Source organism: Simplicispira sp. 125 (assembly GCF_003096555.1).
In the GTDB taxonomy this organism is placed as follows: Bacteria; Pseudomonadota; Gammaproteobacteria; order Burkholderiales; family Burkholderiaceae_C; genus Simplicispira.
Genome location: NZ_QEKM01000001.1, coordinates 1,796,344 through 1,808,877, shown reverse-complemented (window position 1 = coordinate 1,808,877; position 12,534 = coordinate 1,796,344). Strand labels below are relative to the sequence as shown.

The following is a 12,534-nucleotide window of genomic DNA, read 5'->3' as shown; positions in this document are numbered from 1 at the left end:
GCTCAGCTCAGTTCAGAGAGCATCTTCTGCGCACGGGCTTTGAGGGTGCCGGTCGATTCGGCAATGACTTCCTCAATCAGCGTGCGGGCACCATCGCTGTCGCCAATGGTGTTGAACTCTTGCGCCAGTGCCAGCTTGGTAGCCAGAGGGTCATCGTTCAGGCCTGCAGCGGCGGTTGCCTCTTCATCGCGCTGGGTTGAACCGGCTACCGAGGCGGTGGCCGCAGGAGTGTTCAGATCCAGCGAGATGCTGCCGAGGTCAAACTCCATCAGGCCCGACTCGGATGGCGTGTAAGGCAGCTCGCCGGGTTTGCTTTCCAGTGAGTCAGGCCGGGTGTCCAGTGTAGGCATGTCCACCATGGGCATGTCCAGCACAGAAGGCGGGGCGACCGCAGGTGCTGCCGATGGTGCGGTAGGTGGGGTCCAGGCGGGTTGCGTGGACAGCAGGCTGTCCATGGGATCTGGCTCCATTGCTGCCATGGCAGCGGGAACTGCTGCTGCCTGGGCGCTGGCAGCAGCGGCTGCAAAGCTGCCTGCAGATGCTGCCGGTGCGTCGGTCAGTGCATCGTCGGGCAGATCGAGGTCCAGATCGAGATCCAAGTCCATATCGGGCGGCAGCATACTGTCCGGGGCGCTCAGCGACACGGCTGGCGCACTGGTGGGGCGGCCACCTGGCTGGTACAGGGTGTTGTCGGGATCGAGGTTGCGGCCCAGTTCAGCAATGCGGTTCCAATCCGGGCCTTCGCCCTGGGTCAGGCTGTGGATTTCTGTGGCGACGGCTTCTAGCGCCTTGCGGTCTTGGCGCTTGGCATAGATTTCGCCCAGCTTGGCATGTACCGATACGCGGGCCGGGTTGTGGCGCACAGCCTCTTTGAGAATTTCTTCGGCCTGCAGGTCACGGCCATAGGCGAGGTACACGTCGGCTTCAGCGACCGGGTCCACATCGCCACCCGCATCGAGCTGGCTGGGCGAGTAAGCCATGGAAGAGCCGCCGGTGGTCGAGTCGTTACCGGCAGTGTCCACGCGCTGGCCGCCGCTGGCGCCGAAGAAGGAATCAGGCTGCAGGCGGCTTTCCAGGAAAGAGCTGTCCATGCCCGCGCCATTGCGGCGGCGCTGCACCACACGCCAGGCACCGTAGCCCAGCAGCAGGGCGAGCAGGCCGCCACCGGCCAGCGGAATCATGGGGTCATCCATCAGGCCGGAGATGAAGCCAGGTTCTTCTGCAGGCGCAGGCTGCGGCATGGGTGCAGGCACCACCACGGGCGTCGCTGGGGCCGACGCAGCCTCGGCGGCTTCGCTGGCCGCCGAGGCTGCGGGTTCTGCGGTGGCTGGAGTGGCTTCAGGGGCCGAAGCCTCGGGCAATGCGACTTCGGCGGCAGATGCGGGTGCTTCCGGTGCTGCCACGCCAGGGACGGCAATGCCGGGAGTCGCTGGCTCGCTGGCGGCCACTGCGGCAGGGCTGGCGGCGGCGCCTGGAGCGGCCGATGCAGCGCTGAGCTTGTTCAGTTCGCTGATGTTTTTGGACAACTCTTCTGCGCGGGCAGAGGCCTCGTTGGCCTGCTTGCGCTGGGCGAGCTGTTCCTCAGTGGATTTCTTGCCTTGTACGGCGCCCTTGGACAGCGTGAGCTTGTCGGGAGCTGTGCTGCTGGCACGCTGGTCGTCCACCTGGGTTTGCACCTTGCCGGTGGCGGCGCGGCTGGATGCGGCTACCTCGGCCGTCGGTGCGGCACCTGCCAGCTTGCGGCGGAACTCATTGAAGTCGCGGCTTTGCGCCGCCAAGATTTTGCGCGCTTCGCCGTTAGGCGTGGCGCTGGCCTCGGCGGTGCCGGGTAATTGCAGCACGGCACCGGCCTTGAGGCGGTTCACGTTGCCCTGGATAAAGGCGTCGGGATTGGCGCGCACGAGTGCGACGAGCATCTGATCCAGCGAGACATCCGCCGGGCGATGGGCACTGGCAATGCGTCCCGCCGTATCGCCGGCCTTGACGGTAACGCTGTCGCCTGACGCGGGTGCTGCGGCTGCAGGAGCAGGGCGTGCAATTGCAGGGGTGCGGGTTGCGGCGGCAGGGCTGGGTTTTTCGGGTGCAGACACCTGGGCCTGCGCTGTGGGTGCTGCAGGCGCACGGCGCAAGGCAGGCGGATCAAACAGCATGGTGTAGCTGCGCGTAATGCGGCCGGTGCTCCAGTTGGCCTCGACCACCAGATCCACGAAGGGGTCGGTGATGGCACGGTCGCTGGTGACGTGCAGCACTGCGCGACCATCAGGGCGACGCAGGAACTTGATCTGCACCTTGGGAATGGCCGGAGAATATTCCATGCCCTGGGCGCGGAAGACTTCCGGGCTGGCGGGGGCTACCCGCAGCGAGTCGGCCTCGGCGGCGGTGACTTGCGGCAGATTGATCTCGGCGCGCAGGGGCTCGCCCAATGCGGATTGCACCGTGATGGGGCCCAGGGACAAGGCCCAAGCGTCTGGCGTGTGCAAGCCAACGGTTGCCACGGCCGCAGCCGCCAGTGCAGAAAATTTCCAACGATGCATGGTTGCAATCAACTGTTTTGGTTTTGAGGCTCGGTGGAGCGGATTGCTGTTTTTCATGGTCGGATGCCCGCTGCGCTCCAGCGTTAAAGAATGTGTAAAAGCACCATAGCAGCAATGTTTTGCACTGACAAGCTAACGTAGTGGCGAAGCTCTGGCCTGGCCCCGGAACGGCCTTTCCCGGGGGGATGGGTGTTGCCCGATGACAACGAGCGTAACAAGTTGTTTTTGCGTGAATTTGCGCGCACGACGAGGGGCGCAGCACTGGTGGGGTGCTGCGGCCGGTGGCGATCAGGCGCCCAGCAAGATACGCAGCATGCGGCGCAGCGGCTCGGCGGCGCCCCAGAGCAACTGGTCGCCCACAGTGAAGGCGCCCACATATTCAGGCCCCATGGCCAGCTTGCGGATGCGGCCCACGGGAATCTGCATGGTGCCCGTCACGGCCACGGGCGTGAGGTCGCGAATCGTCGCTTCGCGGGTGTTGGGCACCACTTTCACCCATTCATTGTCGGCCGCAATCATGGCCTCGATGTCAGCCGACGGCACGTTCTTCTTGAGTTTGAAGGTCAACGCCTGGCTGTGGCAGCGCATGGCCCCCACGCGTACGCAGAAACCATCGACCGGAATGGCGGCCGAGTCAAACCCCTCACCCATGCCCAGAATCTTGTTGGTTTCGGCCATGCCTTTCCATTCTTCCTTGGACATGCCCCAGCCCGGCTCGTCTTGTGCGTGGCCGAGGCCCAGGTCCTTGTCGATCCAAGGAATCAGGCTGCCGCCCAGGGGCACGCCAAAGTTGGCGGTCTCAAGCCCAGTCAGGGCACGTTGCTTGGCGATGACCTTGCGGTCGATCTCCAGGATGGCGCTCTTGGGGTCGTCCAGCAGTGCCTTTACCTCGGCGTTCAGCGTGCCGTATTGCGTGAGCAACTCGCGCATGTGCTGCGCGCCGCCGCCGCTGGCGGCCTGGTAGGTTTGCGTGCTCATCCACTCCACCAGGCCTGCCTTGTACAGTGCGCCCACGCCCATCAGCATGCAGCTCACGGTGCAGTTGCCGCCCACCCAGTTCTTGCCACCCTTGGCCAGCGCGTCCTTGATGACGGGCATGTTGACCGGGTCGAGCACGATGACGGCGTCGCCGTTCATGCGCAAGGTCGAGGCGGCGTCGATCCAGTGCCCGTTCCAGCCCGCAGCGCGCAGCTTGGGGAACACTTCGGTGGTGTAGTCGCCGCCCTGTGCGGTGATGATGATGTCGCAGCGCTTCAATGCGTCGATGTTGAACGCATCCTGCAGCGTGGTTTCGTTCTTTGCCTGGGCGGGCGCCTTGCCGCCGGCGTTTGAGGTGGAGAAGAACAAAGGTTCGATCAGATCGAAGTCCTTCTCTTGCGCCATGCGGTCCATCAAGACCGAGCCAACCATGCCGCGCCAGCCAACCAACCCTACCAACTTACTCATTTCAACGCCCTTTCAAAGTAAAAACAGTGCCAGACCAGACTGTTTACCCCCGGCTCGTCTGGCCAGGGAGGGCGCACGACGAACCGGAGCTGGATCAGCCCTTAATGGTCGTGGTTTTGGTGGTGCTTGCGCGCGCAGCCGCACCGGCCAAGGCGGAGGGTGCGAGGTTCGGGGCGAACGGGTGGGCGGCGAGCATGGGTTGCGATTGTACTGGAAGGAATCTTCCGTCTTCCAGGGCCAGCGTTCGCAAAACGCGGCGACGGGCAACGCGAAGACGGGCCAATCCAATGAATCTTGACTGGAATCAAGAAAGACCCTACTAGAAACATTACATTATTGTTTTCAGTGCGAATCCCCAAATGGCTCTTGGACCTCTAGAACTCTACCGTGATAAAGACCACGCTTGCTTGATGTTTTCCGACCTTGTCGAAGAAGACGGCCAAGCAGTACAAGCGAACCAATTTTTGATTGTGGATGGCGATACCGGCGCCATCATCGACCCGGGCGGCAACCTGGCTTACAACGAGTTGTTCATCGGCATGTCAAAGCATTTCCCGCCGCAAAAGCTCTCGTACCTGCTCGCTTCGCATGCCGATCCGGACATCATCGCGTCGCTCGACCGTTGGTTGACCAGCACCAGGGCCACGCTGGTCATCTCGCGCGTGTGGGAGCGCTTCGTGCCCCATTTCACCAAGGTTGGCAAAACCGAGGGCCGGGTGATTGGCGTGCCCGATGGCGGCGGTCACCTTCCTTTGGGCCGACATAGCCTCGTGTTGCTGCCGGCGCACTTCATGCACTCTGAAGGCAATTTCCATTTCTACGATCCGGTCAGCCGTATCTTGTTCACGGGCGACCTGGGTGTTTCGATGACCTCGGGCGCAGAGGCGCGGGTTCCGGTGACGGATTTGACGCCGCACATTCCGCGCATGGAGGGTTTCCATCGCCGTTACATGGTGTCCAACAAAATCCTGCGTCTCTGGGTGCGCATGGTGCGCCAGCTCGATATTTCCATGCTGGTGCCGCAGCATGGGGCGCCCATCCAGGGCCCGAAGGCTATCAGCCAGTTTTTCGACTGGATCGAAAACCTGATGTGTGGCGTCGATCTGTTTGATGACCGGGCGTACCAGTTGCCCACGGCAAAAATCGATCCCATCGTGCGTTAGTTAGCAGGCGCGCCTCGGGCCGCAGTGTGTCGTGCGCTACCGATGCTTTGGGCAATGAAAAAGGGCAACCCGAGGTTGCCCTTTTGAGCGTTGTGGCCCTGCTGCTTTTCTTTTAAGCGAGCGCTCGCACCACGGCATCGCCCATCTCCGCAGTCCCCACCTTGGTGGTGCCCGCGCTGTAAATATCCGGCGTGCGCAGCCCCTGTGCCAGTACCTTTTGCACGGCCGCCTCGATGCGCTGGGCGGCTTCTTCCTGGTTCAGGCTGAAGCGCAGCATCATGGCGGCGCTCAAGATGGTGGCCAGCGGGTTGGCCACGCCTTTGCCCGCGATGTCGGGGGCGCTGCCGTGGCTGGGTTCGTACAGGCCCTGGTTTTTGCTGTTCAGGCTGGCCGAAGGCAGCATGCCGATGGAGCCGGTGAGCATCGAGGCTTCGTCGCTGAGGATGTCGCCGAACATGTTGCCGGTCACCACCACGTCAAACGCCTTGGGGGCCTTGACCAGCTGCATGGCGGCGTTGTCCACGTACATGTGCTGCAGCTCGACGTCGGGGTATTCCTTGTGCACGTCGGTGACAACATCTTTCCAGAACTGGAAGGTTTCCAGCACGTTGGCCTTGTCGACGCTGGTGACCTTTTTGCTCCGCTTGCGGGCGGCCTGGAAGGCGACGTGGGCGATGCGCTCGATCTCGGGGCGGCTGTAACGCATGGTGTCAAACGCTTCTTCGGCACCGGGGAAGTGGCCATCGGTGGCCACGCGGCGACCACGCGGCTGGCCAAAGTAGATGTCACCCGTCAGCTCGCGGATGATGAGGATGTCCAGGCCGGAGATCAGCTCGGGCTTGAGGCTGGAGGCGTTGACCAGCTGCTCATAACAAATGGCGGGGCGGAAGTTGGCGAACAGGCCCAGGTGTTTGCGCAGGCCCAGAATGGCTTGCTCGGGGCGCAGGGGGCGGTCAAGCTTGTCGTATTTCCAGTCGCCCACGGCGCCAAACAGGATCGCGTCGGCATCCTTGGCGAGCTGGAGCGTCGATTCGGGCAGGGGGTGGCCGTGGGCGTCATAGGCGGCGCCGCCGACCAGGGCGGATTCCATCTCGAACGGGAGGCCCAACACGTCGAGGACCTTGACGGCTTCGGCCACAATTTCGGTGCCAATGCCGTCACCGGGCAAAACTGCGATTTTCATGGGTTGCTTTGATTTTGATAGCTGCTAGCGCTTATCCCATAAGCGCTAGAGGCCGATTTTGTTTAAATATCAGGACACCATCGAATGCGCCAGCCAGGGCTTGGTGGCCAGGCGCTGGGCTTCAAAGGCTTTGATCTTGTCGGACTGGCGCAGGGTCAGGCCGATGTCGTCAAAGCCATTGAGCAGGCAGTACTTGCGGAAAGCCTGCACCTCGAACGGGATCTCTTCGCCCTGGGGGCGCACGATGACCTGGCGCTCCAGGTCGACCGTGAGCTGGTAGCCGGGGAAGGCCAGCACTTCGTCAAACAATTGCGCCACGGTGGCCTCGGGCAACTGAATGGGCAACAGGCCGTTTTTGAAGCAGTTGTTGAAGAAGATGTCGGCAAAACTGGGCGCGATGACGCAGCGAAAGCCGTATTGGTCCAGCGCCCAGGGCGCGTGCTCGCGGCTGGAGCCGCAGCCAAAGTTCTTGCGCGCCAGCAGGATGGAGGCACCCGCATAGCGCGGCTGGTTCAGCACGAAGTCGGGGTTGGGTTTGCGGCTGGCCGGGTCTTGCCCCGGCTCGCCGTGGTCCAGGTAACGCCATTCGTCAAACAGGTTCACGCCAAAGCCGGTCTTCTTGATCGACTTCAAAAACTGCTTGGGGATGATGGCGTCGGTGTCGACGTTCTCGCGGTCCATGGGGGCGACGAGCCCCTTGTGCACGTTGAATTTCTGCATGTTGTGGTCTTCGTTTTACTTGGCAGCGCGTTCGATGGCGTGCCCGGCTTTGCCGATGTCCTGGCCCATGCCCTGGACGGTGTTGCAGCCGGCCAGCACGAAGGCGATCGACAGGACGATGAGGGTGGCGGTCTTTTTCATGGCGAAGTCCTTTCAGGCGAATTGGCGAATGTCAACGAAGTGGCCGTGCACGGCGGCGGCGGCGGCCATGGCGGGGCTGACCAGATGGGTGCGGCCGCCCGCGCCCTGGCGACCTTCGAAGTTGCGGTTGGAGGTAGAGGCGCAGCGCTCGCCGGGTTCGAGCCGGTCGGCGTTCATGGCCAGGCACATGCTGCAGCCGGGTTCGCGCCACTCAAAGCCAGCGGCGATAAAAATCTTGTCGAGGCCTTCGCGCTCAGCCTGCTCTTTCACCAGGCCCGAGCCGGGCACGACCATGGCCAGCTTGACGTTGCTGGCGACTTTGCGGCCGATTTTCTTGACCACGGCAGCAGCTTCGCGCATGTCTTCGATGCGGCTGTTGGTGCACGAGCCGATGAACACCTTGTCGATGGTGATGTCGTTGATCGGCTTGCCGGGCTGCAGGCCCATGTAGGTCAGGGCGCGTTCGATGGCGCCACGCTTGTTGGCGTCCTTTTCCTTGTCGGGGTCGGGCACACGGGCGTCGATGCCCAGCACCATCTCGGGCGAAGTGCCCCAGGTCACTTGCGGCTGGATGTCGGCGGCGTCGAGCTTGACCACGGTGTCGAACACGGCGTCGGCGTCGGAGTGCAGCGTCTTCCAGTAATCAACAGCCTGCTCCCATTCCACGCCTGTGGGTGACAGGGGGCGGCCTTTGACATATTCAATCGTCTTGTCGTCCACGGCCACCAGGCCAGCGCGTGCGCCGGCTTCAATCGCCATGTTGCACACGGTCATGCGGCCTTCCATGCTCAAGGACCGGATGGCGCTGCCCGCAAACTCAATGGTGTAGCCCGTGCCGCCGGCGGTGCCAATCTTGCCGATGATGGCCAGCACCACATCCTTGGCCGTGATGCCGGGGGCCAGCTTGCCATCGACCTGCACCAGCATGTTCTTGGCCTTCTTGGCCAGCAGGGTTTGCGTGGCCATCACGTGCTCGACTTCGCTCGTGCCAATGCCGTGGGCCAGTGCGCCAAATGCGCCATGGGTGCTGGTGTGGCTGTCGCCGCAAACCACGGTCATGCCCGGCAGGGTGGCGCCGTTTTCAGGGCCAATGACGTGCACGATACCCTGGCGCTGGTGCATGAAGGGGAAAAATGCCGCAGGATGGATCTGCGCCATGTTGTCGTTCAGCGTGGTGATCTGCTCTTTGCTGATCGGGTCGGTGATGCCGTCATAGCCGTTTTCCCAGCCCGTGGTGGGTGTGTTGTGGTCGGCTGTGGCAACGATGGAGCTGGCGCGCCAGACCTTGCGACCGGCCTGGCGCAGGCCCTCAAAGGCCTGTGGGCTGGTCACTTCGTGCACCAAGTGGCGGTCGATATAAAGGATGGACGTGCCGTCTTCTTCGGTGTGGACGACGTGCTCGTCCCAGATCTTGTCGTACAGGGTGCGTCCCATGGTGCTTCTCTTTCAGGTGGGGTGGTACAGATTTTAATGAGGCGCCGCTGGCGTTGGCGTTGCAAGGTGTTCGGCCAGCAGGCGGGCGGTGACGGGCAGGGCGTCGAAGTCGCGGGCCACCAGGCGCAGCTCGCGCTGGGCCCAGGCGTCGCGCAAAGGCACGGCCTGCAAGCGGCCCACGCCGTGCATCAGCGCAAAGGCGCGGTCGGGCAGCAGGCCCACGCCCAGGCCGTTGTCGATCATGCGGCACATGGCATCCAGGCCCGTGACCTGGATGCGCTGGCGCAACGGCCGGCCGGCCGTGGCAGCGGCGGCGCGCATGGCCAGGCTGATGCTGCTGCCCGCATGCAGGCCAATGATGTCCCAGTCCAGTACTTCTTCAAAAAAGAGAGCGTCTTGCGCCGACAGAGCGTGCCCTTGCGGCACAACAAGCACAAGGTTGTCGGTGCGGTAGGGGCGGCTTTGCAGGGCGCTGGCGCCATGGCTGCCGGTATTGCACAGGCCCAAGTCGGCGGCCCCCTCCTGTACGGCGTGCAGCACATCGGGGCTCAGGTGTTCCTGCAGGTCGATCTTGATCTGGCTGTGCGTGCGTGCAAAGGAGCCCAGGTCTTCGGGCAGAAACTGGAAGATGGCCGAAATGTTGGCATGCACGCGCACATGGCCGCGCACGCCTTCGGCGTATTCGCTCAGCTCACCCTGCATGCGTTCCAGCCCAAAAAGCACAGTACGGGCGTGGTGCAACAGGCTCTCGCCGGCCGGGGTCAGGGTGACGCCCCGGCTGTGGCGGTAGAGCAGGGCGGTGTCTAAAGCGGCTTCCAGGTCGGACAGGCGCTTGCTGATGGCCGAGGCGGCCAGAAACTCGCGCTCGGCCGCCCGGCCAATGCTGCCCAGCTCGCACACCGCCACAAACAATTGCAGCGATGTCAGATCGATACGGCGCGCAAAACTGCGCTCGGAGCTTTTCATGGGGGTGTATTTGGCTTCTCATTTCGAGAAGTTTCGGCTATTTTCCCCTATGTTTATGTATCTAGTCATCGTCAAACGCGATGTCCATCATCTTGCGGAGTGGGGTGTCGTGGCAAAGCGATGGCTGCTGCACTATCAAAAATAGAGCTGCTTGCGCTCATGTCTAGGCTTGTTGAAGGACATTTATAGCCAAGACATCCGTAAATTAAGCGCAAGAAGCTCACTTATTGATAGCTGCTCCGCTTGCCTCACCTTATACGTTGAGTGTGCTGCCGTGTTCCGGCACGGTGGCGTGCCAGCGCAGTTCGTGTGCAATGCGCTGGCGCAGCATGTCGGCGGCCTGCATTTCGCCGTGCACCACAAAGACCTGCTGGGGCGCTTGTTCCATGCTGCGCAGCCAGGCCAGGGTCTGGTTGGCGTCGGCATGGGCGGATGCGCTGGTCAGTTGCACCACCTCGGCGTGTATCTCCACTTCCTGGCCGTAGATGCGGATGCTCTTTTCACCGCTGGCAATGCGGGCGCCGCGTGTGCCGGGTGCTTGGTGGCCGGTGATGATGACCATGTTACGGCGGTCGCCAGCGTGCCGCGCCAGGTGGTGCAGCACGCGGCCGCCCGTGGCCATGCCGCTGGCCGACAAAATCACCATGGGCCCATGGTGGTGCGCCAGGGCCTTGGATTCGTCGGTGGTCTGCACCATGGTGGCGCTGTGCGAGAGGGCGTGCACTTCTTTATCGGTCAGCCGGTGCTCGACCGGAAAGCGCTCGAACAGCCCGGTGGTGCTGACGGCCATGGGGCTGTCCAGAAACACCGGCAGCGATTTGGGGAGGGCGCCTTCCACCTTGAGCCGATGGATGGCGTGCAGCACCGACTGCGCGCGGCCCACGGCAAACACGGGCACCACGGCGACGCCGCTGCGCGCGACCAGGCGCTGCAGGGCGGGGCGCAGCTCTTGCAGCATGTCTTCGTGCGGGTGCTGGCGGTCGCCGTAGGTGGATTCGACCAGTACGGTATCGGCCTGGGGCGGCGCCTCGGGTGGGTTCATCAGCAGGTCGTCGGGGCGCCCGATGTCGCCCGAGAACAGGATGCGGCGCCCGCCCACTTCCAGCAGCACGCTGGCTGCGCCCAGGATGTGCCCGGCGTGGCTGAAGGTGACGCGCCAGCCCGGAATCGGCTCGAAACTTTTATGAAAGGCGTGCGTGCGCAACTGCTTCAGGCAGTGCAGCGCGTCCTGGCGGGTGTAGAGCGGCAGCGCCGGGGTATGTTTGGACAGCTGGTGGCGGTTGAGGTAGGCGGCGTCTTCTTCCTGCAAATGGCCGCTGTCGGGCAGCAGGATGGCGCACAGGTCGCGCGTGCCGGGCGTGCAATGGATGGGCTTGGTGTAGCCGTCCTTGGCCAACAGGGGCAGGTAGCCGCTGTGGTCCAGGTGCGCGTGTGTCAGCACCACAGCATCGATCTGGTGGGGCGTGACCGGCAGGGGCTGCCAGTTGCGCAGGCGCAGCAGCTTGTAGCCCTGGAACAGGCCGCAGTCGAGCAACATGCAGTGCCCTTTGTGCCGCACAAGGTATTTGGAGCCGGTAACGGTGCCTGTGCCCCCGAGGAAGGTGATGCTGACGGTCATGGTGATGGATCTCCTGAGGCCATGGTAACCTTGGGAGAGGTACTTCAACGCCTCGTTTTGGACATGAAAAAACCGCCTGGGCGCGGCGGCCGCAGGCGGTCTTTTGCAGAAACAGCGGTCAACTGAAGAAGCTCTTGAGTTTGTCCGTCCAGCTCTCGCCGCTGGGCGAGTGGCGTCCGCCGCCTTTTTTCAGCGAATCTTCCAGCTCGCGCAGCAGCTTGCGCTGGTGCTCGGTGAGCTTGACCGGGGTTTCTACGGCGATATGGCAGTACAGGTCGCCGGGATAGCTGGAGCGCACGCCCTTGATGCCCTTGCCGCGCAGGCGGAACTGCTTGCCGGCCTGGGTGCCTTCGGGGATGTCGATGGCGGCCTTGCCCGCGAGCGTGGGTACCTCGATCTCACCGCCCAATGCCGCCGTGATGAAGCTCACGGGCACCTGGCAGTGCAGGTCGTCGCCGTCGCGCTCGAAGATGTCGTGCTTCTTGATGCGGATCTCGATGTACAGGTCGCCGGGCGGCCCGCCATTGGTGCCAGGCTCGCCATTGCCGGTGCTGCGGATGCGCATGCCGTCGTCGATGCCGCCGGGAATCTTCACCTCCAGCGTCTTCTGCTTTTTCAGCTTGCCCTGGCCCTGGCAGGTGGTGCAGGGTTCGGGAATGATCTTGCCTGTCCCGCGGCAGTGCGGGCAGGTTTGTTGTACGCTGAAAAAGCCCTGGCGCATTTGCACCGTGCCTGCCCCTTGGCAGGTGCCGCAGGTCTTGGCGCTGGTGCCGGGTTTGGCGCCGCTGCCATGGCAGGTTTCACAGGCGTCCCATGAGGGGATGCGGATTTGCGCGTCCTTGCCACGGGCGGCTTCTTCGAGCGTGACTTCCATGGCGTAGCTCAGGTCGCTGCCGCGGTAGACCCGGCCAGCGCCGCCGCGGCCGCGGCCGCCGCTCTGGCCGAACATGTCGCCAAAAATGTCGCCAAAGGCTTCGGCAAAACCGCCAAAACCCTCGGCTCCCGGCCCGCCCGGGCCGCGCATGTTGGGGTCGACCCCGGCATGGCCGTACTGGTCGTAGGCGGCGCGCTTTTGCGCATCAGACAGCATCTCGTAGGCTTCTTTGGCCTCTTTGAACTTGTCTTCCGCAGCCTTGCCCGCATCACCCTGGTTGCGGTCGGGGTGGTGCTTCATCGCCAGCTTGCGATAGGCCTTCTTGATCTCGTCCTCGGAAGCGTTCTTGGGAACGCCGAGGACTTCGTAAAAGTCTCTTTTAGACATGAGTAGATGTGCCCGGTTGGAACAGGAACGCCGCGCAGGCACCCTGGGCGGGGCCTGGCGCGGCGGCT

At 63.3% G+C, this 12,534-nt stretch carries 10 protein-coding genes; 1 reads left to right on the top strand and 9 read right to left on the bottom strand.

The features are described from left to right. Nucleotides 1-2 precede the first annotated feature (2 nt). Complete coding sequence (locus C8D04_RS08360) at nucleotides 3-2,534, bottom strand: FimV/HubP family polar landmark protein (RefSeq protein WP_116004425.1); 2,532 nt, start codon at nucleotides 2,532-2,534, stop codon at nucleotides 3-5. A gap of 288 nt (nucleotides 2,535-2,822) precedes the next feature. Continuing rightward, nucleotides 2,823-3,980 carry an aspartate-semialdehyde dehydrogenase gene (gene asd, locus C8D04_RS08355; RefSeq protein WP_116004424.1) on the bottom strand — a complete coding sequence of 386 codons (1,158 nt, stop codon included), beginning with the start codon at nucleotides 3,978-3,980 and terminating at the stop codon, nucleotides 2,823-2,825. Between the two features lie 359 nt (nucleotides 3,981-4,339). Here asd and C8D04_RS08350 point away from each other — a divergent pair, with 359 nt between their 5' ends. Continuing rightward, nucleotides 4,340-5,143: an MBL fold metallo-hydrolase gene (locus C8D04_RS08350; RefSeq protein ID WP_116004423.1), complete on the top strand. Its 804-nt coding sequence runs from the start codon at nucleotides 4,340-4,342 to the stop codon at nucleotides 5,141-5,143. A 112-nt stretch (nucleotides 5,144-5,255) separates the two neighbouring features. Here the strand turns inward: C8D04_RS08350 and leuB are convergent, their stop codons facing one another. From leuB to dnaJ, 7 genes are all read right to left on the bottom strand, one after another. Then, complete coding sequence (gene leuB, locus C8D04_RS08345) at nucleotides 5,256-6,326, bottom strand: 3-isopropylmalate dehydrogenase (protein ID WP_116004422.1); 1,071 nt, start codon at nucleotides 6,324-6,326, stop codon at nucleotides 5,256-5,258. Nucleotides 6,327-6,395: 69 nt separating this feature from the next. Next, a complete protein-coding gene (gene leuD, locus C8D04_RS08340; RefSeq protein ID WP_116004421.1) occupies nucleotides 6,396-7,046 on the bottom strand; it encodes a 3-isopropylmalate dehydratase small subunit in 651 nt (216 codons plus the stop codon). A 15-nt stretch (nucleotides 7,047-7,061) separates the two neighbouring features. After that, nucleotides 7,062-7,187 carry an entericidin A/B family lipoprotein gene (locus tag C8D04_RS08335; protein ID WP_116004420.1) on the bottom strand — a complete coding sequence of 42 codons (126 nt, stop codon included), beginning with the start codon at nucleotides 7,185-7,187 and terminating at the stop codon, nucleotides 7,062-7,064. A gap of 12 nt (nucleotides 7,188-7,199) precedes the next feature. Next, on the bottom strand, nucleotides 7,200-8,621 hold the full coding sequence (gene leuC / locus C8D04_RS08330) for a 3-isopropylmalate dehydratase large subunit (RefSeq protein WP_116004419.1): 1,422 nt from the start codon (nucleotides 8,619-8,621) through the stop codon (nucleotides 7,200-7,202). A gap of 33 nt (nucleotides 8,622-8,654) precedes the next feature. Further along, on the bottom strand, nucleotides 8,655-9,587 hold the full coding sequence (locus C8D04_RS08325; RefSeq protein WP_116004418.1) for a LysR family transcriptional regulator: 933 nt from the start codon (nucleotides 9,585-9,587) through the stop codon (nucleotides 8,655-8,657). A 253-nt stretch (nucleotides 9,588-9,840) separates the two neighbouring features. After that, nucleotides 9,841-11,205 carry an MBL fold metallo-hydrolase gene (locus C8D04_RS08320; RefSeq protein WP_116004417.1) on the bottom strand — a complete coding sequence of 455 codons (1,365 nt, stop codon included), beginning with the start codon at nucleotides 11,203-11,205 and terminating at the stop codon, nucleotides 9,841-9,843. A gap of 118 nt (nucleotides 11,206-11,323) precedes the next feature. Beyond that, the gene (gene dnaJ / locus C8D04_RS08315; protein ID WP_116004416.1) at nucleotides 11,324-12,466 is read right to left on the bottom strand and encodes a molecular chaperone DnaJ; all 1,143 of its coding nucleotides are present in this window, start codon (nucleotides 12,464-12,466) and stop codon (nucleotides 11,324-11,326) included. Nucleotides 12,467-12,534: the final 68 nt, after the last annotated feature.

What these genes read in the sequence shown, in the direction of transcription:
- leuB (WP_116004422.1), bottom strand. Translation starts at nt 6,326, where the DNA reads ATGAAAATCGCAGTTTTGCCCGGTGACGGCATTGGCACCGAAATTGTG.
- leuD (WP_116004421.1), bottom strand. Translation starts at nt 7,046, where the DNA reads ATGCAGAAATTCAACGTGCACAAGGGGCTCGTCGCCCCCATGGACCGC.
- C8D04_RS08325 (WP_116004418.1), bottom strand. Translation starts at nt 9,587, where the DNA reads ATGAAAAGCTCCGAGCGCAGTTTTGCGCGCCGTATCGATCTGACATCG.
- C8D04_RS08335 (WP_116004420.1), bottom strand. Translation starts at nt 7,187, where the DNA reads ATGAAAAAGACCGCCACCCTCATCGTCCTGTCGATCGCCTTCGTGCTG.
- C8D04_RS08350 (WP_116004423.1), top strand. Translation starts at nt 4,340, where the DNA reads ATGGCTCTTGGACCTCTAGAACTCTACCGTGATAAAGACCACGCTTGC.
- C8D04_RS08360 (WP_116004425.1), bottom strand. Translation starts at nt 2,534, where the DNA reads ATGCATCGTTGGAAATTTTCTGCACTGGCGGCTGCGGCCGTGGCAACC.
- dnaJ (WP_116004416.1), bottom strand. Translation starts at nt 12,466, where the DNA reads ATGTCTAAAAGAGACTTTTACGAAGTCCTCGGCGTTCCCAAGAACGCT.
- leuC (WP_116004419.1), bottom strand. Translation starts at nt 8,621, where the DNA reads ATGGGACGCACCCTGTACGACAAGATCTGGGACGAGCACGTCGTCCAC.
- asd (WP_116004424.1), bottom strand. Translation starts at nt 3,980, where the DNA reads ATGAGTAAGTTGGTAGGGTTGGTTGGCTGGCGCGGCATGGTTGGCTCG.
- C8D04_RS08320 (WP_116004417.1), bottom strand. Translation starts at nt 11,205, where the DNA reads ATGACCGTCAGCATCACCTTCCTCGGGGGCACAGGCACCGTTACCGGC.